The sequence below is a fragment of the Kribbella sp. NPDC048928 genome, assembly GCF_043197975.1.
Lineage (GTDB): Bacteria > Actinomycetota > Actinomycetes > Propionibacteriales > Kribbellaceae > Kribbella.
Genome location: NZ_JBICUC010000010.1, coordinates 117,442 through 138,689, shown reverse-complemented (window position 1 = coordinate 138,689; position 21,248 = coordinate 117,442). Strand labels below are relative to the sequence as shown.

The 21,248-nt window shown below is 68.4% G+C and carries 22 protein-coding genes; 12 read left to right on the top strand and 10 right to left on the bottom strand.

Annotated features, from left to right (window positions below):
- Positions 1-41 precede the first annotated feature (41 nt).
- The 5 genes from ACGFI6_RS35715 to ACGFI6_RS35695 are packed head-to-tail and all read left to right on the top strand — an operon-like array spanning position 42 to position 3,177.
- Positions 42-506 carry a MarR family winged helix-turn-helix transcriptional regulator gene (locus ACGFI6_RS35715; protein WP_393126638.1) on the top strand — a complete coding sequence of 155 codons (465 nt, stop codon included), beginning with the start codon at positions 42-44 and terminating at the stop codon, positions 504-506.
- Positions 506-814, top strand: a complete 309-nt coding sequence (locus ACGFI6_RS35710; protein WP_393126636.1) for a hypothetical protein — start codon at positions 506-508, stop codon at positions 812-814. The genes ACGFI6_RS35715 and ACGFI6_RS35710 overlap by 1 nt, the downstream gene beginning before the upstream one ends.
- A gap of 49 nt (positions 815-863) precedes the next feature.
- Positions 864-1,622 (top strand): ABC transporter ATP-binding protein, encoded by a 759-nt coding sequence (locus ACGFI6_RS35705; RefSeq protein ID WP_393126634.1) that lies wholly within the window; start codon positions 864-866, stop codon positions 1,620-1,622.
- Positions 1,619-2,380: an ABC transporter permease gene (locus ACGFI6_RS35700; RefSeq protein WP_393126631.1), complete on the top strand. Its 762-nt coding sequence runs from the start codon at positions 1,619-1,621 to the stop codon at positions 2,378-2,380. Before ACGFI6_RS35705 ends, ACGFI6_RS35700 begins: the two co-directional genes overlap by 4 nt.
- A gap of 14 nt (positions 2,381-2,394) precedes the next feature.
- Positions 2,395-3,177, top strand: a complete 783-nt coding sequence (locus ACGFI6_RS35695) for a MerR family transcriptional regulator (protein WP_393126629.1) — start codon at positions 2,395-2,397, stop codon at positions 3,175-3,177.
- Between the two features lie 6 nt (positions 3,178-3,183).
- Here the strand turns inward: ACGFI6_RS35695 and ACGFI6_RS35690 are convergent, their stop codons facing one another.
- Complete coding sequence (locus ACGFI6_RS35690; RefSeq protein ID WP_393126627.1) at positions 3,184-3,669, bottom strand: MarR family winged helix-turn-helix transcriptional regulator; 486 nt, start codon at positions 3,667-3,669, stop codon at positions 3,184-3,186.
- A 125-nt stretch (positions 3,670-3,794) separates the two neighbouring features.
- Here ACGFI6_RS35690 and ACGFI6_RS35685 point away from each other — a divergent pair, with 125 nt between their 5' ends.
- On the top strand, positions 3,795-4,148 hold the full coding sequence (locus ACGFI6_RS35685; RefSeq protein WP_393126625.1) for a hypothetical protein: 354 nt from the start codon (positions 3,795-3,797) through the stop codon (positions 4,146-4,148).
- Here ACGFI6_RS35685 and ACGFI6_RS35680 read toward each other — a convergent pair.
- From ACGFI6_RS35680 to ACGFI6_RS35670, 3 genes are read right to left on the bottom strand one after another with little or no spacing between them, the layout of a single operon-like run.
- Positions 4,142-5,086: a D-2-hydroxyacid dehydrogenase gene (locus ACGFI6_RS35680; protein WP_393126623.1), complete on the bottom strand. Its 945-nt coding sequence runs from the start codon at positions 5,084-5,086 to the stop codon at positions 4,142-4,144. The genes ACGFI6_RS35685 and ACGFI6_RS35680 overlap by 7 nt on opposite strands.
- Positions 5,083-5,979 (bottom strand): NAD(P)-dependent oxidoreductase, encoded by an 897-nt coding sequence (locus tag ACGFI6_RS35675; RefSeq protein WP_393126621.1) that lies wholly within the window; start codon positions 5,977-5,979, stop codon positions 5,083-5,085. Before ACGFI6_RS35675 ends, ACGFI6_RS35680 begins: the two co-directional genes overlap by 4 nt.
- Positions 5,976-6,800 carry a hydroxypyruvate isomerase family protein gene (locus ACGFI6_RS35670; RefSeq protein WP_393126619.1) on the bottom strand — a complete coding sequence of 275 codons (825 nt, stop codon included), beginning with the start codon at positions 6,798-6,800 and terminating at the stop codon, positions 5,976-5,978. The genes ACGFI6_RS35675 and ACGFI6_RS35670 overlap by 4 nt, the downstream gene beginning before the upstream one ends.
- A 137-nt stretch (positions 6,801-6,937) precedes the next feature.
- Between ACGFI6_RS35670 and ACGFI6_RS35665 the strand changes: the two genes are divergently transcribed.
- The 6 genes from ACGFI6_RS35665 to ACGFI6_RS35640 all read left to right on the top strand — a co-directional run bounded on the left by ACGFI6_RS35665 (position 6,938) and on the right by ACGFI6_RS35640 (position 13,340).
- Entirely contained in the window at positions 6,938-8,275 is a 1,338-nt protein-coding gene (locus ACGFI6_RS35665) for an ABC transporter substrate-binding protein (RefSeq protein WP_393126617.1), read from the top strand.
- A gap of 38 nt (positions 8,276-8,313) precedes the next feature.
- A complete protein-coding gene (locus ACGFI6_RS35660; protein ID WP_393126615.1) occupies positions 8,314-9,636 on the top strand; it encodes a hypothetical protein in 1,323 nt (440 codons plus the stop codon).
- 4 nt (positions 9,637-9,640) lie between these two features.
- Positions 9,641-10,558 carry a carbohydrate ABC transporter permease gene (locus ACGFI6_RS35655; protein ID WP_393126613.1) on the top strand — a complete coding sequence of 306 codons (918 nt, stop codon included), beginning with the start codon at positions 9,641-9,643 and terminating at the stop codon, positions 10,556-10,558.
- The gene (locus ACGFI6_RS35650; protein WP_393126611.1) at positions 10,548-11,390 is read left to right on the top strand and encodes a carbohydrate ABC transporter permease; all 843 of its coding nucleotides are present in this window, start codon (positions 10,548-10,550) and stop codon (positions 11,388-11,390) included. The genes ACGFI6_RS35655 and ACGFI6_RS35650 overlap by 11 nt, the downstream gene beginning before the upstream one ends.
- Before the next feature lie 7 nt (positions 11,391-11,397).
- Positions 11,398-12,561 carry an enolase C-terminal domain-like protein gene (locus ACGFI6_RS35645; RefSeq protein ID WP_393126609.1) on the top strand — a complete coding sequence of 388 codons (1,164 nt, stop codon included), beginning with the start codon at positions 11,398-11,400 and terminating at the stop codon, positions 12,559-12,561.
- Positions 12,562-12,671: 110 nt separating this feature from the next.
- Positions 12,672-13,340 (top strand): GntR family transcriptional regulator, encoded by a 669-nt coding sequence (locus ACGFI6_RS35640; protein WP_393126607.1) that lies wholly within the window; start codon positions 12,672-12,674, stop codon positions 13,338-13,340.
- Here the strand turns inward: ACGFI6_RS35640 and pepN are convergent.
- From pepN to ACGFI6_RS35610, 6 genes are read right to left on the bottom strand one after another with little or no spacing between them, the layout of a single operon-like run.
- Complete coding sequence (gene pepN / locus ACGFI6_RS35635; RefSeq protein ID WP_393126605.1) at positions 13,312-15,753, bottom strand: aminopeptidase N; 2,442 nt, start codon at positions 15,751-15,753, stop codon at positions 13,312-13,314. The genes ACGFI6_RS35640 and pepN overlap by 29 nt on opposite strands.
- Positions 15,743-16,744: an ABC transporter ATP-binding protein gene (locus ACGFI6_RS35630; protein ID WP_393126603.1), complete on the bottom strand. Its 1,002-nt coding sequence runs from the start codon at positions 16,742-16,744 to the stop codon at positions 15,743-15,745. Before ACGFI6_RS35630 ends, pepN begins: the two co-directional genes overlap by 11 nt.
- Positions 16,741-17,712 carry an ABC transporter ATP-binding protein gene (locus ACGFI6_RS35625; protein WP_393126601.1) on the bottom strand — a complete coding sequence of 324 codons (972 nt, stop codon included), beginning with the start codon at positions 17,710-17,712 and terminating at the stop codon, positions 16,741-16,743. Before ACGFI6_RS35625 ends, ACGFI6_RS35630 begins: the two co-directional genes overlap by 4 nt.
- Positions 17,709-18,575 (bottom strand): ABC transporter permease, encoded by an 867-nt coding sequence (locus ACGFI6_RS35620; RefSeq protein ID WP_393126599.1) that lies wholly within the window; start codon positions 18,573-18,575, stop codon positions 17,709-17,711. Before ACGFI6_RS35620 ends, ACGFI6_RS35625 begins: the two co-directional genes overlap by 4 nt.
- A complete protein-coding gene (locus tag ACGFI6_RS35615; protein WP_393126597.1) occupies positions 18,559-19,497 on the bottom strand; it encodes an ABC transporter permease in 939 nt (312 codons plus the stop codon). Before ACGFI6_RS35615 ends, ACGFI6_RS35620 begins: the two co-directional genes overlap by 17 nt.
- 1 nt (position 19,498) lies before the next feature.
- Entirely contained in the window at positions 19,499-21,112 is a 1,614-nt protein-coding gene (locus ACGFI6_RS35610; RefSeq protein WP_393126595.1) for an ABC transporter substrate-binding protein, read from the bottom strand.
- Positions 21,113-21,248 lie beyond the last annotated feature (136 nt).

The following is a 21,248-nucleotide window of genomic DNA, read 5'->3' as shown; positions in this document are numbered from 1 at the left end:
TCACTAACCATTAGTACGCATAATGTTGCTACACTAAGCATGTGGCTGGGACGAAGGCGGTGCACAACCCGCTGGCACTCGAGCATCAGGTGTGTTTTGCATTGGCGGTCGCGGCACGGAGTGTGATTGCGCTGTATCGGCCGGTGCTCGAGCCGATGGGCCTGACCCACCCGCAGTACTTGGTGATGCTGGCGCTGTGGGAGTTCGAGCCGGTGTCGGTCAAGGACCTGTCCGGGATGCTGCAGCTCGAGCCGGCGACGCTGTCCCCGCTGCTCAAGCGGCTCGAGAGCACCGGGCTGCTGCGGCGCGACCGCGACTCCAGGGACGAGCGCTCGCTGGCCGTCGCCCTGACCGCGAAGGGGCGGGCGCTCCGCGAGCAGGCGCTCGAGGTGCCGCCGACGATCGTCGACCGGCTCGGAATGGACATCGACGAACTGATGCAACTGCACGAACGGCTCACGCGAGTGATCGCTGCCGCCAAAAGGACAAAGCCGAGTGAGGACTGATGGAGAAGACCCCCGCCCTGCGCCGTCGCCGGACGCCGCGGCCGATGAACATCGAGACCGTCCAGCGCTGGGTGGTCTCCGCGATCCTGTTCCACGTCGGCAGCGTCCCGGCGGTCACGCTGGCCGTGTACAGCATCGGCGTCTCGCACGACGACTTCGGCAAGGGCGTCGGGCTGTGGCTGATGTCCGGCGTCATCGGCCTCCTGACCGCGGCCGGCATCCTCGCCCTGCACAAACGCTTCCCGTCGCCCTGGCTGCTGCTCGGCGCCATTCCGACCGTGGTGACCGGCTTCTACATCTTGGGGTAGACCCCGCGGCTTGACCTTGACGTAGGGTCAACCCTCCATGCTGATCGGTATGAGTACCGAGACGGCAATCCGGGTGCAGGGACTGCAGAAGTCCTATGCGGAACAGCACGTGCTGCGCGGGGTGGACTTCGAGGTGGCGCCGGGCAGTATCTTCGCGCTGCTCGGCTCCAACGGCGCGGGCAAGACCACGACGATCAGGATCCTCAGCACGCTCGTGAAGGCGGATGCCGGGGCTGCCGAGATCAACGGCTTCGACGTCGCGACCCAGGCCGCCGACGTGCGGGCGTCGATCAGCCTGACCGGACAGTTCGCGGCCGTGGACGAGATCCTGACCGGCCGGGAGAACCTCGTCCTGGTCGCCAAGCTGCGGCACCTCGGCCACCCGGGCAAGATCGCGGACGACCTGCTGGCGAGGTTCTCCCTGACCGAGGCGGGTGCGCGCAAGGTCGCGACGTACTCCGGAGGGATGCGCCGCCGGCTGGACATCGCGATGAGCCTGATCGGGAACTCGCCGGTGATCTTCCTGGACGAGCCGACCGCCGGGCTCGACCCCGAGGCGCGGATCGAGGTGTGGCAGATGGTCAAGGAGCTGGCCGGCTCCGGTACGACCGTGTTGCTGACCACGCAGTACCTCGACGAAGCCGAACAGCTCGCCGACCGGATCGCGATCCTGCACGAAGGCCGGATCATCGCGAACGGCACCCTGGCCGAGCTCAAGCAGCTCTTCCCGCCGGCCCAGGTCGAGTACGTCGAGAAGCAGCCCACCCTCGAAGAGATCTTCCTGGCGATCGTTGGAGAGAAGCGATGAGCACCTACTTCGTCAGCGACACCGTCACGCTCACCGTCCGTACGCTGCGGCACGTCACCCGCAGCCTGGACACCATCATCACGACCGTGCTGACACCGATCGCCCTGATGCTGATGTTCGTGTACGTCTTCGGCGGCGCGATCGACACCGGGTCCACGGCGTACGTGAACTACATGTTCCCGGGCATCCTGCTGATCACGGTCGCGTCCGGCGTCGCCTACACCGCGTTCCGGCTGTTCATGGACCTGAAGACCGGGATCTTCGAACGGTTCCAGTCGATGCCGATCGCCCGCTCGGGAGTGCTGTGGGCGCACGTCTTCACGTCCCTGGTCGCGAACCTGATCTCGCTCGTCGTCGTCCTGGCGGTCGCGCTCGCGATGGGCTTCCGCTCGGGCGCCGGCGTACTGGCCTGGCTGGCGGTGGCCGGCATGCTGTTCCTGTTCACTCTCGCGCTGACCTGGCTCTCGGTGATCCCTGGGCTGACCGCATCTACGGTCGAGGGCGCGGGCGCGTTCGGGTACCCGCTGATCTTCCTGCCGTTCGTCAGCTCGGCCTTCGTACCGACGCAGACGATGCCGGGGCCGGTGCGGTGGTTCGCCGAACACCAGCCGGTGACCTCGATCGTCAACACGATCCGCAACCTGCTCGCGCAGCAGCCGGTCGGTGATGGCATCTGGACCGCGCTCGCGTGGTGCGTCGGAGTGCTGGTGCTGGCGTACGTCCTGGCGATGTTCACGTATCGCCGCAAGATCGCTTGAGGCAGGCTGGAGCCATGCTCACCATCAGCCAGCTCGCGGCGTACGCCGGAGTCACGGTGCGGGCAGTGCGCCACTACCACAAGATCGGCTTGCTGCCCGAGGCCGAACGCGACCGCTCCGGCTACCGCTCGTACGACGCGGCCGCGGTCGTCCGGCTGATCCGGGTCCACACTCTCGCCGACGCCGGCGTCCCGCTGGCCCGCGTACAGGAGCTCCTCGACGCGGGCCCGGACGAGTTCGAGGCCGGCGTACAGGAGATCGACAAGAGCCTGCGAGCCGAGATCCGGCGGTTGCAGGACAGCCGGCGCCGGCTCGCCAGACTCGCGGCCGGCGACCACCTCGCGCTGCCGGAGCCGGTGGTGGGTTATCTCGACCGGTTGCGGAGCAACGGCGTCAGCGAGCGCTACATCGAGATGGAACGGGATGCCTGGATCATGATCGCGGCCCAGGTGCCGGACCTGATCGATGCGGTGATCGCGGCCAAGCACGAGCAGTTCGACGATCCCGACGCGCGGAAGCTCTACAGCCTGGTGAGTCAGGCGGTCGACCAGCAAGGCGACGAGGCGCTGCTGGTGGAGATCGCCGACGTCCTGGAACGCCTGTACATCCGGGCCGCACAGGCCGGCGAGCTCGGCGACGAGCCCTTCGACGAAGGGCTCGTCAAACTGCTGGATGCGGTGATGCTGGAGTCGGCCCCCGAAGCCGCGCGGTTGCTCGCGATCCTCGAAGAACGCGGCTGGAAGGGCTGGACCCGCATCGAACAGGTCCCTGCCGCACGGCTGAGGTCGCTGGAGTAGCTGTTGTCACCAGCCGAGGCGGGTGGCGGCTTCGGCGATGGCGGTGGGTTCGTCGGCGGCCTCGGCGAACGCGGTCAGGGCGCGGACGAGTTCGCGGCGGCGGCCGACCGGCATGCCGAGCACGATGCGCTCGATCTCGGCCTGCCGTTTGCGGGCGACCTTCCGGACCAGCTTGCGGCCCTCGGCGGTCAGGTCGATGACGACCTCGCGCCGGTCGTTGGCGTTCTCGCGACGGTCGACCAGGCCGGCGGCGATCAGCCGGTCGACCATCCGCAGGGCCGTGGAGGCGGTGACGTCGAGCCGCTCGGCGAGCAGGTTCAGGCGGCTCGGGCCGTGCCCGTCGAGCACGACCAGCGTCCGGAACTGGGTCAGCGTGACCGATTCCTCCACCTGGGCGAGCGATCGCGCCGACACGCCGACCAGCACCCGCGAAGCCGTGAGCACCGCGGCAACCAGCTCGTCCGCGGCCTCTTCTGTAGCAGCACCGGTCACGGGCCCACCTCCACAGCTCGGGATCATTGCTGAGGCTAACCGATCCCCCGCCCGCCCCTCGAACTCATTCCGAACTCGAGGTGTTGCGGTCCGTGAATTGCATTGTGCAATAGTTGGCGTCGGCAATGGCGAGTGGAGTGGTGGGGGTCGAGGTGGAGACGGGCCGAGGCGCGTGGTCGAGGCTGCGGGCTGCTCTGCGCCGGAAGGGCGGCGCCCAGCGACGTGCCGAGCTGGCAGCCCGTCGGGAGTTGCGGGACTGGGCGGACTCCGAGCTCTACTCGGTCTGGTGTGCCAGCGCCGCGGAGGTGCTCGATGCGTTGCATGCCGGGCAGACTGCGACGGCCGCCGAGGCCCGGCAGTACCTGCTGGCCGAGATCGAGCGGCGGCACCCGCGGGACGCGCGGGCCTGGCTGGAGTCCGACGCGGTCCTGACCGGCGAGCCGCCGGCGTTCCTGCTCAGCAGTGGCGGCAATCAGTAACCGAGTTCCTTGTCGACGACGTTGTGCAACGGGCGGCCGCCGGCGAAGCGGGAGAGGTTGTCGAGGAAGATCTCGACCCCACGGCGCGCGGTTCCTGGAGTCGTGGCGCCGTTGTGCGGTGTCACGATGACGTTCGGCAGATCCCAGAACGGGCTGTCGGCCGGCAGCGGTTCGATGCCGTGGGCATCCAGTCCGGCGGCCCGGAGCTGCCCGTCGCGGAGCGCCTGCAGCAGGTCGTCGTCGACCACGATCCCGCCGCGCGAGATGCAGACCAGGTTCGCCGTGGGCTTCATCGCCGCGAAGACGTCCGCGTCGAAGGCGTTCCGGGTCTCGGGTGTCAGCGCCGCCGTGATCACGACGTGGTCGCACCGGCTGACGAACTCCTTCAGCTGCCCGGGGCCGTACAGCTCGTCCACCCCGTCGACCGGCACCGTCGCGTTCCGGCGCAGGCCGAGCACCCGCATGTGGAACGCCTGCGCCTTGAGCGCCAGGTCCTTGCCGGCGTTCCCGAGCCCGTAGATCCCGATCGTGCTGCCCATCAGCTCGCTGTGCCGGTGCCTCCCCCAGCGGTGCTCCTGCTGGGCCGAGACCCAGAGCAGTGCCTCGCGATCCAGCATCAGCAGCAACATCATCGAGTGCTCGGCCAGCGGTACGCCGCCGTTGCCGGCCGACGACGTGAGCACGACCGAACTCGACACCAACTCCGGGAAGATCGCCGCGTCCGGTCCGGCCGCCCAGCTGTGGATCCATCGCAGCTCGGGCAGGCGTCCGAAGTCGGCCGGCGGCACCGAGCCCGCGACCGCGATCACGCGCCCGGTGTCGACGTCCGCAGGACGGTCGGTGAATTCCAGAGTGAACTGCGGCGCGAGCGCGGCAGCTCGGCTCCGGTCGTCGTCGCTGAAGGAGCCGGTCACCACGATCACGTCGTCGGAACTCACTGTTGACTCTCCATTCCGTTCAGGGCACGGGTCAGTCGTAGCAAGGCGGAATGATCCAGCCCGCCGTCGCCGCGAGCGCGCAGGGCGCTCATCAGCTGGGTAACGATCGCGGTCCCGGGCAGCGACAACCCCTGCTCGCGCATGATCCCACCGACGATGCCCAGGTCCTTGCTGTGCAGGTCGACCCGGAACCCGGGCTCGTACGTACCGGTCAGGAACGCGGTGCGCTTGCGATCCAGTACGGCCGAACCGGCCAGTCCACCACCGATCGCGGACAGCGCCGCCTCGAGGTCGACACCGCAGCGCTCCAGCAGCACGACGGCCTCCGCGACGGCCTGCAGGTTGGCCGCGACGATCAGCTGATTGGCGGCCTTGGTGAGCTGACCGCTGCCCGGCGGACCGACGTACGTGATCGTGCTTCCCATCGTCGCGAGCAGCGGACGCACCTGCTCGAGCGTCGCGGGATCGCCTCCGGCCATGATGCTCAGCGTGCCGTCGATCGCGGCCTGTTCGCCACCGCTGACCGGCGCGTCCAACGCCGGTACGCCTCGCGCCGCCAGCGCCTGGTGGACCTCGACGGCAACCGACGGCGCGATCGTACTGAGGTCGACGAACACCTGTCCCTCGCTGCAGGCCTCCGCCAGACCTCCCGTAGCAAGGACCACGTCCTGTACGTCGGGTGAGTCGGCGACCATCGTGATCAGGACGTCGGCGCCCTCGGCAACCCCCGCCACCGAGGACGCGAGGGTGCCGCCCGCAGCCTCGATCCGGTCGCGTGATGCGGGCGATCGGCCGTAGGCCCGTACGACGTGGCCGGCGCGGATCAGGTTCGCGATCATCGGCGCACCCATCACCCCAGCTCCGACGAAGCCGACTCGAGTCATTCCAGTCATCGCAGGCCCCGTACGACGTCCAGCCCGTCCACCCAGCTGAGTGTCTCGACGGTCGGCCCGGTCGGCTGGTACTCCGCGGCGATCGTGCCGCGATAGCCCGTACCGACGAGGGCTTTCACCGTCTCCTCGATCGGCAACTCACCGCTGCCGGGCTCGCCACGCCCTGGGCTGTCGGCCAGCTGCACATGCCCGATCCACGGTGCGAGCCGTTCGGCCGCGGCGACCAGGTCGACGCCGTTGCTGCCGAGGTGAAAGAGGTCGAACAGCAGCCGGACATTCGGCGTCGACCGCAGCGGTCCGGTCAGCATCTCGACCACGTCATCTCCGTCCACCAGTGGGTACGAACCGTTCAGGCCGAGCGCGAGCGGCTCCAGCAGGACGACCCCGTCGATCTCCGCCAGCTTCGCCGCCGCCACCTGTACGGCCCGGATCGCCGTGTCGCGCTGCTCGGCCGCGGACCATCGATCGTCCAGCTGGCCGTACAGCAGATTGAACGCGCGGCAGCCGGTCCGCCGCGCGATGCCGATCAGCCGGGCGGTGTTGAGCTCGAGCTCTTCCTGCCGGTCGGGGCGGCACGCGATGCCGCGCTCACCGGCGGACAGGTCGCCGCCGAAGAAGTTCAGTCCGGAGAGCTCGACCCCCGCTGTGTCCAGCGTGGCGACCAGTTCGTCGACCTGGTCCGGTGCCGCGTCGGGTCCGGGAAACGGCCACCAACTCTCGACCTGTTCGAAGCCCGCGGCGCGCGCGGCGGCCGGGCGATCCAGGTAGGGCAGCTCGGTGAACATGATCGAGATGTTCGCGCTGAGAGGGAGCGTCGGCATGACACAACTCTCCTGCAAACTCGTCTTATCTGCAATCTTGACAGACAAGTTTGCTGAACTAAGGATGGTGCCCAGAACTTTCCCTAGCGCAGCGGAGCCGCAGTCTCCGACCGCGCCGAGCGAAAAAGGTGATGGCGATGTCCGTCCCGCTCCCCTCTCTGTCGCGCCGGTCCGTCCTCCGCCTCGCCGGCGGGCTCGGCGCCGCCGCGGTCGCCGGGCCGGTGCTCGCGGCCTGCGGCGACTCGACGGGCTCCGGTTCGTCCAAGTCGGCGAGCCTCCGGTTCATGTTCTGGGGCTCCGACGACCGGGTGAAGCGCTTCCAGAAGGCCTGTACGACGTTCACCGAGAAGAACTCCTCCATCAAGGTCAGTCCCGAGTTCGGCGACATCGACGCGATCGAAACCAAGATCACCGTCGCGATGTCGGGCAAGAACCTGCCCGACGTGTTCTGGGTGACCAGCGACCTGCTCCCCCAACTGGTGTCCGGCGGCCACGTCATGGACCTGACCTCGCACCTCGGTGCCGGCAAGGGCATCGACGACGCCGGCTTCACCGACTCGATCAAGGCGCCCGGCGTCGTCGACGGCAAGCAGTACGCGATGACGCACGGCCTGCAGTCGATCGGCATGTTCGCGAAGAAGAACATCCTGGACGAGGTCGGCGTACCGGTGAAGAACTACCCGGACTCGTACAGCTGGGACGAGTTCGCGCAGCTCAGCGCCAAGATCCACTCCGCGAAGGGCGCGAAGTTCTTCGGTACCGACGATCCGAACACCGGCGGCGCGGCCGACTGGTTCGGGGCGTACGCGCGCCAGCACGACCAGGACATGTGGGCGGCCGACGGCGATCTCGGTTTCACGAAGGACCTGATGACCGAGTGGCTGACGTACTGGAAGAACCTGCGCGACTCCCAGGCGTCGGTGCCGACCGCACTGGCCCTGGAGCAGAACCCCTATTTCGAAGGCGCCCCGATGATCCGCGGCCTGGCGGCGTACCACCTGCGCAACTCCAACCAGATGCTCGAACTGCAGGGCCTGACCAAGGATCCGCTGGTCCTGATGCCGTGCCCGGGCAACGGCGGAACCGGGACCAAGGCGATCGCGCTCTCGCCGAACATGCTCTGCGTCGCGGCCAACAGCAAGTTCCCGGACGCGGCGCTCAAGTTCGCCGACTACCTGCTCAACGACGTCGAGCGCGCCAAGATCATCGGCACCACGATCGGCGCGCCGCCGACCCAGACCGTCCGGGACGCGATCACGTCCTCGGTGTCGGACGCCGAGAAGCAGTTCCTCACCTACATCGGCTTCGAGGCCGGCGCCAAGACCCGGCCGGTGCGCAACGGCCTGCCGACGTCCGGAGCCTTCTCCGGCGACATGGTCAAGGCCTGGCAGAACCTCGCCTACGACAAGGCGTCGATCCAGCAGACCGTCGACCTGATCTTCGGCGACCTGCGCACCAAGCTCCTGAAGAAGTAGACCGTTCCCCCTCGAGAGATCTGCGGAAGAGGACTCCTATGCCGTTGAACGAGATCGCCGCCAGCCTGTACGCGTGGGACCTGGCCGACGAAGGCATCGAGCACATCCTCGATGTCCTGAGCAGCCGCGCGGAGGTGAACTCGGCGTACCTGGTCGGCCTGATGCACAAGGAGAAGCGGCCGCTGCACGCCCGGCACTACCCGCACAACCCGGTCCGCCGCTACTACGTGCCCGAGGACAGCCGGGCGTACTGGGCGCCGGATCCCAGCAAGTACAAGCGGATCAAGCCGCTGACCACCGAACGCGACTTCCTGATCGGGCACGACTGGCTCGACGAACTGACCACGGCCGCCAGAGCCCGCGGGATGCGGACCGGCTGCGAGATCTCGCACACGATCATCGACGCGCAGTACGCCCGGGACAACCTGTCCGACGTTCTGCAGCGCGATGTGTACGGGAACATCGTCGGGGCGTTCGAAGCGGTCGAGGCGCAGCGCGCGCTGCCCTGCCTGAACCATCCCGACGTCCAGGAATATCTGTACGGGCTGTTCGCCGACGTCGCGGCCAATCACGATGTCGACTACGTGCAGACCTGCCTGGTCCTGTTCGGCGCCGGCCGCGACGACGGCGGGACGCACAGCTTCGGACCGACCTCGTGGCAGCAACTGCTCGCGGTGGCGACCGGCGGCTGCTTCTGCGACAGCTGCCGCGCGAAGGCGACCGAAGAAGGCCTTGACTGGGACGAGGTCGTGCACCAGGTCACGCACCTGGCCAACCTCTCGCGCCGGATCGGGCTGGAGGAACTGCACGAACGCCAGTTGCTCGACGAGTCCAATTACACCGAGTCGGCCCTGCTGGTGGAGAACGAGGCGTTCACCGCCTGGCTGCAGTTCCGGAAGCGGTCGGTCAACCGGCTGTTCGCCTTGGTACGCGAGGCACTCGCGGCCTCCGGTCGCCAGGTCGAGTTCCGCTACAACACCTACATGGCCTCCCCGGAGCGGGCCGGTCTCGACTTCGCGTCGGCGTTCACGTACGTCGACTCGGTCCGCGAATCCGACTACTCCGATCAGCTCGGCACCGCCGAGGGAGTCGCGACCAAGCGCGCCAAGCTGATGAAGTGCCGGCGCGCGCTGCGCGAGGACCAGCAACTGATCGCCGCGCTCGGGGTCCGGCCGAACGCGACCACGCAGACGCTCACCGACAGCGTCAAGGCCGCCGTGGACGCGGGCGCGGACGGTCTGTCGCTCGGGCACTACGACGGCGCGACGATGGAACGCCTGGACGCGGTCCGGATCGGTCTGCGCCGCTGGGAAGGTCAGGAGCGCGACTGGCAGGCACTCACCGAGGCCCCGGCGGAATAGCACGATGGCCCTGATCACCGAGGTACAGCAGGCGGCCAAGGCACGCAGCCGCGGCCGGCGGTCGAAGATCGCCTACCTGTTCCTGCTGCCGTGGATGGCGGGCGTGCTGCTGATCACGCTCGTCCCCATGGTCACCTCGCTGTATCTGTCCTTCACCGACTACCGGCTCGGCGACTCGCCGCGGTTCACCGGGCTGGAGAACTACCGGCGGATGTTCGGCGACGCGGACTTCCTCGCGGCCGCCGGCGTGACGGCGAAGTACGTCTTCATCTCCGTACCGCTGCAACTCGCGTTCGCGCTGGCGATCGCTGTGCTGCTCAACCAGGGCGTCCGCGGGCTGTCGATCTACCGATCCGTGTACTACCTGCCCTCGCTGCTCGGCGGCAGCGTCGCGGTCGCGGTGCTGTGGCGGCAGCTGTTCTCCAGCACCGGACTGATACCGGAGCTGGCCGGGAAGCTCGGGATCCAGATGGGGTCCTGGATCTCCGACCCGGCCCATGCCCTGGACACGCTGATCATCCTGCACGTGTGGACGTTCGGGTCGCCGATGATCATCTTCCTGGCCGGGCTGCGGCAGATCCCCGAGGAGCTGATCGAGGCGGCCAAGGTGGACGGCGCGAGTGCGTGGCGGCGGTTCACCTCGGTGGTCCTGCCGCTGCTCAGCCCGGTCGTGTTCTTCAACCTGATCCTGCAGCTGATCGGCTCGTTCCAGGCGTTCACGCAGGCGTACATCATCTCGGCCGGCACCGGCGGTCCGTCGAACTCGACGCTGTTCTACACGCTGTACCTGTTCGTGACCGGCTTCAAGAACTTCGAGATGGGGTACGCGAGCGCGCTGGCCTGGATCCTGTTCGTGGTGATCGGCATGCTCACCGCGATCAACTTCGTCGCCGCCCGGTACTGGGTGCACTATGAGGACTGACCTGCTGGAGTGGATGCTGCGCCGCGGCTGGCGGCACGTGCTGCTGATTGCCTTCGGCATCATCATGATCTATCCACTGATCTGGATGCTGAGCCGGTCGTTCATGAACAACAACGACATCTTCGGCGACGGGACCGGCGGCGGCAAACTCACCCTGACCAACTACCTCGACGGCTGGAACTCGCTCGGCATCCCGTTCGGGCGGTTCATGCTGAACTCGATGATCGTCGCGCTCGCCTGCATCGTCGGCAACCTGGTCTCGTGCACGCTGGCCGCGTACGCCTTCGCCCGGCTGCGCTTCCGGTACCGCGGGGCGATGTTCGCGACCATGCTCGCCACGATCATGCTGCCGTTCCACGTCACGGTCGTCCCGCAGTACGTGATCTTCTCGACGCTCGGGCTGACCGACACCTACGTACCGCTGATCCTGCCGAAGTTCCTCGGCGTGGAGTCGTTCTTCATCTTCTTGATGGTGCAGTTCATGCGGACGCTGCCGACGACGCTCGACGACGCGGCCGCGATCGACGGCTGCGGTCCGCTGCGGACGTTCTGGAGCGTCATCCTGCCGCTGTGCACTCCGGCGATCGGCGTTACCGCGGTCTTCACGTTCATCTGGACCTGGAACGACTTCTTCACCCCGCTGCTCTACCTCAACCGGCCGGATCTCTACACCGTGCCGCTGGGGCTGAGTACGTTCTCCGACTCGGCCGGGCTGAGCAACTACGGGGCGTTGTTCGCGATGTCCATCGTCACGCTGGTCCCGGTCTTCGCAGTCTTCCTGTTCGCCCAGAAGGCCCTCACCCAGGGCATCGCGACCACCGGCCTCAAGTAGGAGGTTCATGTCCGTCATCGATGCAGTCGAGTTGATCGAGTTCGATCACACCGTGGTGCGCCGCTACGACCGTAGCGGCGAGCCGCTCACCGCGGTGAGCCCACCGAGCCGTACGACGCGCCGGTTCGGGATCCGGATCCGCACCGACGACGGTGCCGAGGGTGGGTACGTCGTCATGTGGAGCGCCCCGCCGTACGCGATCGGTCAGGTGAAGGCGATGGCGGCCAGCCTGCCCGGACGCGACCTGCACGACCGGGAGGCGATCTGGGACTCCTTCAACGGCGGCTTCGCGAAGACCGACCGGATCGGGGCCGGCGCGATCGACATCGCGTTGTGGGACGCGGCCGGTCACCTGGCCGGCCTCGGGATCTCGCAGCTGCTCGGCCGCTACCGGGATCGTCTGCCCGCGTACGTGAGCACGGTCGGCGGCGGGCACGGACTCGGTACCCTCGCCACCGCGGACAGCTACCGCGACTTCGCGGACCAGTGCGCGCAGCTCGGCGTACCGGGCTTCAAGATCCACGGCCGCTCTGCCGGCACCGCCAAGGACGAGATCGAGATCTTCGGCGCCACCGCCGAGGGCTCGGCCGGTCGCAGCGACATCATGACCGACCCGGGTAAGAGCCTGCCCACGCTGGCCGCGGCGCTCAAGCTCGGCCGGTTCTGCGACGAGGTCGGTGCGTTCTGGTGGGAGGACCCGCTGCGCGGCGACGCCCCGCTGGCGCATCAGATCCTGCGGCAACGGGTCCGTACGCCACTGCTCATCACCGAGTTCGTCCGCGGCCTGGAGTTGCGGACCGCGCTCGCCCTCGAAGGGGCGACCGACTTCCTGCGGGCGGATCCGGAGCTCGATCTCGGCATCACCGGTGTGATGAAGACGGCGCACGCGGCCGAGGCGATCGGCCTCGACCTCGAGGTGCATGCGGCCGGTCCGGCGCAGCGGCACTGCATGGCGGCGATCCGGAACACCAGCTACTACGAGCTCGGGCTGCTGGACCCGACCACCGGGAACCCGTCGCTGCCGGACGTCTTCGCCGACGACTACGCGGACGATCTGACCGCTGTCGGGGACGACGGATGTGTCGGCGTACCGGCAGGACCCGGCCTTGGGGTGACCTACGACTGGGACCGGATCGGCACCATGAACGCGGACCGGGTGGTCTACCGATGATCGGCGCCGGGCACTGGTACACCTGTCAGGCAGGATGGCCACCGATCAATTAGGATGCGCAACAGACCGACCGAGACCCGCGTCGGGGGCAATCCAAGGAGGCGGTAGGAGTGAGTGTCGAACTCGAGAGCACCACGCTGACCGACTCGCTGACCACTGCGCTGCGCAAGCAGATCATCGCCAGCGAGATCCCACCCGGAGAGAAGCTCTCGGAGATCTGGGTCGCCAACCGGTTCACCGTCGCCCGGCCGACCGCCAAGGCGGCGCTGGACCGGCTCACGAACGAGGGCCTTCTGCGCCGCGGCCCGCGCCGCAGCGCGGTCGTCCCGCAGCTGTCCGCCGACGACGTCAGCGATCTGTACTTCGCCCGCGAGCCGATCGAGTCCAGAGCGGTGATCACGCTCGCGCTCCGCAAGGAGGTGCCCGGCGACGCCGACCGTTCGCTGGCATTGATGCGGATGGCGGCCGAGCGGGATCAGCACGGCGAGCACACCGAGGCCGACATCGCCCTGCACCGCGCGCTCGTCGCCGCCACCGGCAGCGCGCGGCTCCGGCGGATGCACGAGACCGTGATGGGCGAGACCCAACTGTGCATCGCGCAGGTCCGCGCCCACGCCGGTCTTGACCTGATGGCGTTGACGGATCGGCACGCCGCGGTGCTCGACGCGATCCGGAGCGGCGACCCGGACCAGGCGGTCGCCGCACTGCTCGCCGACCTGGACAACTGCCGCGACACGCTGCTCTCCGACCTCAAGACGGCCGAGGAGCAGCGCGGCTGACCTGGTGTCGGGTGGCTAGGTCTGCTTGGTCTTCGAGGGTTTGGCTGAGGACCTGGACTCTTGCGACCTTGGCCAGTTCGCGGGCTCGCGCGGCAGTCGTGCTGTCGGCTACTGCGAAAGGGAAGGCGTAGCGGGCGAGACGGTTCGACGCGGACCAGTCGGTGGCTTCGATCAGCCGTTCGAGGAACTGTGTCGGACGCTCGGCCAGGAGGTCGGTCTGGCGTGGTTGCCAGAGGGCGGCGGCGAAGGTTCGTAGTACCGCGGCAGGAACACCTGGTGGTGTGAGGAGCAGGTCGAGGGCGGCGTCCTTCGCGGGTGCGGTCGGGGTTGCGGCTCGGGCGGCGGCTGCCTGCCAAGTGGCGTCCGGGTCGGGGTCGTTCGCCTGCTCGGCGTCGATCTGGTCCGGGCCGGCGAAGTCGAGGGCAACCAGGCGGGTGCGGAGCCGCCAGCGGATCGGCTGCGGCAGGTCTCGTTCGGCCAGCAGCGCGTCGACCAGTTGCAGTTGGTCGCCCGTGTCGGCGAAGTCGGCCAAAGCTTCGGCGAGGACGAGCCGGTTCGTGGGGTCGGCTTGGGCGAAGGTTGCCACGGTCGCTGTGGCGAGCTTGCGTTCGAGTGCCTCGCGGTGGGCGGGCGCCGTGTACGGTCCGGCTGCCTCGGCGCCCAGGGTCGTGAGTGCCTTCAGCTGCACGGGATCGGTCTCGGTCGCGAGTGCGGACGCGACGTACTCGACGACGTCGGCCGAGGACAGCAAGCCGTCGAGCAGCAGGCCTCGTACGGTGCGGCGGGCGGTGTTGCGGGCGATCGGGTCGCGCAGTTCGGCGCCTGCGGCAACTATCGTATTGATCGACTGAGCGTCGGGGCGGACGATCGCGTACGTCGTGTCGCGGTCGTCGAGCAACACCAGCGGTGCGGGCCGGAGCGGTACCTCGGTGCGCTCCCCCGTCACTTCGAGGTCGATCCGTTCGAGCTCGGCGAGCGGCGCACCGCCGTACGTACCGATGGAGATGGTGTGCGGGCGCGGCAGGCCGCCCTGCACCAGGACCATCGAGTCGATCTCCAGGGTGAGCGTGTTGATGCCGCTCGACTCCAGCCAGAGCCTGGACCAGGTGGTCAGGTCGATCGCGGTGAAGGGCTGGATTGCTGCAGTCAACATGGGCAGGCTGCCGTTCGCGCCGGCGTGCTGGGCGAAGTACTTGCGGAGACCGTCGAGGAACGCCTCCTCGCCGACCAGAGCGACGAGTTGGCGGAGCATGCACGCGCCCTTGGCGTACGTGATCGCGTCGAAGTTCGCCTCCGCAGCGGCGATGTCGGGCACCGGACGGCTGACAGGATGGGTCGAGCCCAGCAGGTCGGCGTCGGCCGCACGTTCCTTCTCCAATGCCGTCGCGACCGACCAGCGGCTGTCCAGCACACCTAGTTGCGCGGCGGCCCACAGTGCGGCCCAGTCGGCGAAGGACTCGCTGAGCCACAGGCCGTCCCACCACTGCGGTGTCACCAGGTTGCCGAACCACATGTGCGACATCTCGTGCAGAAGGACGAGCGCACGCCGCCGGCGCTGCTCCGCGGTCGGCTCGGACCGGTACAGCACCTGGTCGTTCCAGGTCACGCAGCCGTGGTTCTCCATCGCGCCGGGCTGATCCGGCAGAAACACGTGATCGTAGGAGTCACCATCGAAGGCGATACCGAACGCGTCCTCGAACAGCACGAGCGCGCGCCGGCTCAGGTCGAAGATCTCCTCCGCGTTCGACTCCAGCGCCGTGGCCAGCGAACGCCGCGCGCAGAGCGTCATCGGTGCACGCGACGACCGGACGACGTGGAACGGGCCGGCGCAGACAGCCGTGGCGTACGTCGGCAGCGCGGGCGTCGGGGGGAACGTCCAGACCGCGACGTCGCCGTCCTCGACGACCTGTGACTCGCGGCAGTTGCTCACACAATGCCAGTCGAGCGGCACCCGGACGGCGAACGCGAACGTCGCCTTCAGATCCGGCTGGTCGAAGCACGCGAACGCCCGCCGCGCATCGAACGGCTGGAACTGGGTCCACGCATACACGGCGCCGTCGTCGACGCTCTTCGACAACCCACGTCCCGCACCGGCATGATGCCGGGCCCGCACCTCGAGCCGATGACGCCCGCCCAACGGCCCGAGGCGGAGCCGGTCGCCGCGCACCACCTCGTCCGGATCGAGCAGTACGTCGTCCAGCACCACCTGCTCGACCTCGTCGGCGACCAGGTCGATCCAGGACAGCCCGGGGCCGCCCGTGCCGTCGTACGAGAACTCGACGACGCTGCGCGAGCAGAAGGTCTCGCCGTCGGCCAAGCCGGTCAGGTCGAGGGTGATGTCGTACGACCTGACGGACAGCACCGCCGAGCGTGCGGCTGCCTCTGCCGCGGTCAGGCCGCCGTCATCCAGCATTGGTTGCCCCCAGCACCGGTTCTGTCAGCGGGAAATGACACGCCACCGCGCTCGCTCCGGTGCGAAGCAGTGCCGGATCATCGGTCGCGCAGCGATCCTCGGCCAGCCAGCAACGGGTCCGGAAGTGACAGCCGGACGGCGGATTCAGCGGGCTCGGCGGCTCACCGCGCAGCACGATCTCGGGCGGCCGGTGCCGTGCGGACCGATCGGGCACCGGCGCCGCGGCGAGCAACGCCTTCGTGTACGGGTGCCGCGGCCGGTCGTACACCTGCACCGAGTCGCCCTCCTCGACGAATCGGCCGAGGTACATCACCGCGACCCGATCGGCGATATGCTGTACGACCGCGAGATCGTGGGCGATGAAGACGTACGCGATGCCCAGCTCGCGCTGCAACTGCTCGAGCAGGTTGACGATCTGGGCCTGCACCGACACATCGAGCGCCGACACCGGCTCGTCGCAGACCAGCACCTTCGGGCGCAGCGCCAACGCGCGTGCGATCCCGACTCGTTGCCGCTGGCCACCGGAGAACTGGTGCGGCAGGCGTTCGGACTGGTCTGGGTTCAGCCCGACCATCTCCAGCAACTCCGCGACCGCCTTGCCCCGGTCGCCCCGCGGTACGACGTCCGAGTGGATCTCCAGCGGCTCACGGACGATCGCGCCGATCGTCATCCGCGGATCCAGCGAGGTGTACGGGTCCTGGTGCACCAGCTGGATGTCGCGCCGCGCCCGCCGCAACCGCCGGCCGCGCATCGTGTGCAACGGCTCGCCGAGCAGCTCTATCTCGCCGTCGCTCGGACGTTCCATCCCGACCAGCAGCTGCGCCAACGTCGACTTCCCCGATCCCGACTCCCCCACGATGCCGAGCGTTTCGCCGCTGTGCAGTTCCAGATCAACACCGTCGACCGCGCGGACCAGCCCGCGCCGTCCGGCGAGCAGTCCGCCGGTCCGGAACGTACGCCGTACGCCGCTCGCTCGCAGTACTGCGGTCATCCTGCACCTCCCGCGAAGTGGCACGCTGCGTAGTGAACTGTCGAGACCGCCGCTACCGGAGGGAACGTCTTGCAGACGTCGGCGGCCTGACTGCAGCGGGTGCGAAAGGCGCAGCCGGACGGCAGGTTCCCCAGGTCCGGTGGCTGGCCGCTGATCACCCGCAGCGGCAGGCCCTTCCGGTCCGCTGTGCAGATCGAGTCGAGCAGAGCACGGGTGTACGGGTGCGCCGGGCGTTCGAACACGTCGTCCGCGGGGCCCTGCTCGACGACGCGGCCGGCATACATCACCAGGATGTCGTCCGCCATGCCGGCCACGACACCCATGTCGTGGGTGATCAGCATCAGGCTCATCTGCCGATCGGCCTGCAGGGTCGCGAGCAGTTGCAGGATCTGGGCCTGCACCGTGACGTCGAGCGCCGTCGTCGGCTCGTCGGCGATCAGGATCTCGGGATCGGCGGCCAGCGCGGTCGCGATCATCACGCGTTGCCGCATCCCGCCGGAGAACTGGTGCGGGTAGTCGTCGATCCGGCGCGCGGCGTCGGGGATGCCGACCAGATCGAGCAGCTCCAGCGCTCGCCGGCGCGCCGCCCGTCGGGACATCCCCAGGTGCACGCGGCAGCCTTCACCGATCTGGTACCCGACCGGAAGCACCGGGTTCAGCGCGGAGAGCGCGTCCTGGAAGACCATCCCGACCCGGGCGCCCCGGACCGTACGTCGTTGCTCGGCGGACATCTGCAACAAGTCCTGGCCGTCCAGGACCACGCGACCACGCCCGACCCGGCCGACCTGCGCCGGGAGTACGCCCATGATCGCGCGGGCCGTGGCGCTCTTGCCCGAACCGGACTCCCCCAGCACGGCTAGCGTCCGCCCCGGCGTCAGCGACAGGTCGACACCGTCGACGGCGACGCTCCAGCCCCGCGACGTCCGGAACTCGACACACAGGTCGGAGACTTCGAGCAGACTCGTCATCGGGACCTCGGATCGAACGCGTCCCGCAACGCGTCCCCGAGCATTACGAACGAGAGCACGGTGACGGACAGGAACAGGGACGGGAAGAGCAACAGATGCGGGTGTTCACGGAACGAGTCCTGCGCCTGGTTCAGCTGCACGCCCCAGGAGATCGACGGCGCGCGCAGGCCGACGCCCAGGAAGGTCAGCGCCGACTCGGCCGTGATCATCCCGCCGACGCCGAGGCTCGCGACCGCGAGGATCGGCGCGAACGAGTTCGGCAGGACGTGCCGAGCGATCACCCGTACCGGACCGGCGCCGAGGCCGCGCGCGGCCTTCACGAAGTCCAGGTCGACGGTGGCGAGGGCCGCCGAGCGCATCAGCCGGGTCATCGCCGGCCACGCGAACAGGATCAGCACCGCGGACACGATCACGACGTTGCGCTTGTGCAGGGTGTTCAGGATGACGACCTGCCCGACCAGCGCCGGGAAGCCGAAGAAGATGTCCATCGTCCGGCTGATCACCGCATCGACGACGCCGCGGTAGTACGCCGCCAGGCAGCCGAGCACCAGCGCGATCAGTACGCAGCCGAAGGTGACCGTGAAGCCGATCGTCACCGAGGAGCGCGTGCCGTGCACGACGTTGCTGTACAGGTCGCACCCCTGGATGTCGAAGCCGAACGGATGCCCGGCGACCGGGCCGGTGCCGCTGTTGCCGAGGTCGCAGGCCCGCGGATCGGCAGGCGCGAACAGCCCCGGTACGGCGGCGACGACCAGGATCAGCACCACGACCCCGAGCGGGATCGCGATCCGCGGCTTGCGCAGCAACCGCCGCCGGATCTTCGGGACGGCGACGACGCCGACGGCCTCACCCGCGGCCGGCAAGGCTGATCCTCGGGTCGAGCAGCCCGTAGACGATGTCCACGAGCAGGTTGATGACCAGGTACACCAGCACCAGCAGGCTGCAGACCCCGACCACGACCGGGCCGTTCTGCTGCGAGATGCCGTTGAAGACGACGTACCCGAGTCCGGGGATGTTGAAGATGCCCTCGATCAGTACGGTCCCGCTGACCATGTAGCCGAGGCTCAGGCCGAGCACCGACACCACGGGCACCAGCGAGTTCCGCAGGATGTGCCGGATCACGATCATCCGCTGCGGCAACCCTTTCGCGATCGCGGTGTCGACGTAGTCGGCGTACCGGTTCTCGATGATGCTGGCGCGGGTCAGCCGGACCAACTCGGGGATCCCGAAGAGCGCGAGCACCGCGGCCGGTAACAGGTAGCTGGCCGGCCAGCCCTCCCGTACGCCGGACGTCGGGAACCAGCCGAGGTTCACACCGAGCAGGATCTGCGCGACGTACGCGATCACGAAGTACGGCACGCCGACCATCACCGTCGTCCCGGTCAGTACGGCCCAGTCGATGCCGCCGCCCTGACGCATCCCGGCGAAGGTGCCGAGCGCGATCCCGACGACCGCCATGATCGCCCACGCGGTGAGGCCGAGTTGCAGCGTGTACGGCCACGCGCGGGCGACCAGCGCGGACACCTCGTGCCCTTGCAGGTCGATCCCCAGGTCACCGCGGACCAGCCCGCCCAGATAGTGCCCGTACTGCACCCACAGCGGCTGATCCAGATGGAACCGTTCGCGCAGCGCCTCCTCGGCCGACGGCGAGAGCACGCGTCCCGGACCGGCGAGCGCCTTGATCGGGTCGCCCGGCAGCGCGTACACCGCGGCGAAGATGAGCAGCGTCGTACCGAGCACCACCGGGACCATGCCGGCGAGCCGGCGGATCACGTAGCCGGTCATGTCAGCCCACCTTGACGGCCGACAACCGGGCGCCGCCCAGCACCTCCGGTACGACGCCGCTCAGCTTCTCGGAATGCACCAGGCCGCCCACCGGCCAGTACAACGGCGCCACCGGCAGGTCGGCGAGGGCCTGATCCGTGGCCTGCCTGGCGAAGTTGGTCGTCGAGTCGGCGTCCTTGCTCGATGCGGCCTGGGCGAGCAGGGCGCCGACGGGCTTGGAGTCGTACCCCGTGACGTTGAGCGGTGCGCCGGCCGAGAACATCTGGTCGGCCATCGCGTAGATGTGCGGGTAGGGCGCACCGGAGTACAGCAGGCTCGGGCCCTTGATCGACTTGCCTGCGAGTCCTTCGTACAGCTGGGCGATCGGCTGCGCTTCGAAGGTGACCTTCTCGAGGCCGAGGTTCGTACGGAGCTGGTTGGCGATTGCCTGCAGCACCTTCTCGTTGGTCGGGTCCTGGTAGGTGTAGAGCGTCATCGGGCCGTTCCAGCCGCCGGCGGCCTGCAGCGCCGCCTTGGCCTGTTGCGGATCGAACGTGCAGCCGTCGCACTTCGCCTCGCCGCCACCGGTCAGCGTCGGCGGTGCGAGACCCGTTGCAGCCTTCGCGTTGCCGGACAGCAGCGACTTGACGATCGCCTCCCGGTCGATCGCCATCGAGATCGCCTTGCGCAGCTGCGGGTTGGCGAACCGGCTGTCGTACAGCGGGAAACTCAGGTAGACGACGGCCGGATACTGTACGTCGACCACCTGGTCGGGCGTGTCCTTCTTCGCCTTGGACAGGTCGGCGCCGTCCAGCAGCGCCAGGTCGATCGTGCCGGCCTGGAAGTCGGTGTAGATCGCGCCGGTCTGCTCGTAGACGTGCAGGTCGACGTCGGAGGCGACCGCCTTCTGCCCGGCGTAGCCGTCGTACCGCTCGAGCTTGATGTCCTGCGCACCGTTCTCCCAGCCGCCGTCCTTCACCTTGAACGGGCCGTCGCCGATCGGGTGCGTGCCGAACTTCTTCAGGTCCTTCGTCGCATCGGCCGGCAGCGGCGCGAACGTGGTCGAGGACAGGATGTACGGCAGCAGCGCGTTCGGCTTGGCGAGCGTGACGTTCAGCGTGGACTTGTCGACGACCTTGACGCCGGACAGGGTCTTCGCCGCGGTCTTGCCCTTCGGCGGGTTCATCGCGGCGTACCCGTCGAAGATCGCCAGCGACGCGTTGCCGGTCAGCGCGTTCGCGCCGAGCGCGGTGGCGTTCCAGGAGTCGGCGAACGACTGCGCGGTGACCGGGCTGCCGTCGTGGAACGTCCAGCCCGACTTGAGTTTCACCGTCCAGTGCACGTTGTCTCCTGACTCGATCGAGTCGGCGACGAGCATCTCGAGCTTGCCGCTCTGGCCGTCGACCCTGGTCAGCGGCGACCAGATCGCATAGTCGACATAGCTGCTCCCCGAGCTGCCGGGTGTCAGGTTCTGGGCGAAGAACGTCGGGATGCCGACGGCGAAGCTCTGGTCCCCGTCGGTCGCGGAACTGTTGCCGGCGCAGGCTGCGAGCGCCAGTAGCGTGACGGCCGCGAGTCCGCCTGTGAGTCCGGCTGTGACACGGCGTCGTACGGAACTGGCCGGGATTGCGGTCATCAGGGGCCTCCAGGGGATCGGTCGGACCCATCCTCGGCGGGACCGCGAACACGCAGCCTTATCGGACAGCGCAGAAACACCGCGCCGATGTTGTCGAGTTCGACAGCTTCAGATCCCGGTCGGTCCGGACAGGATT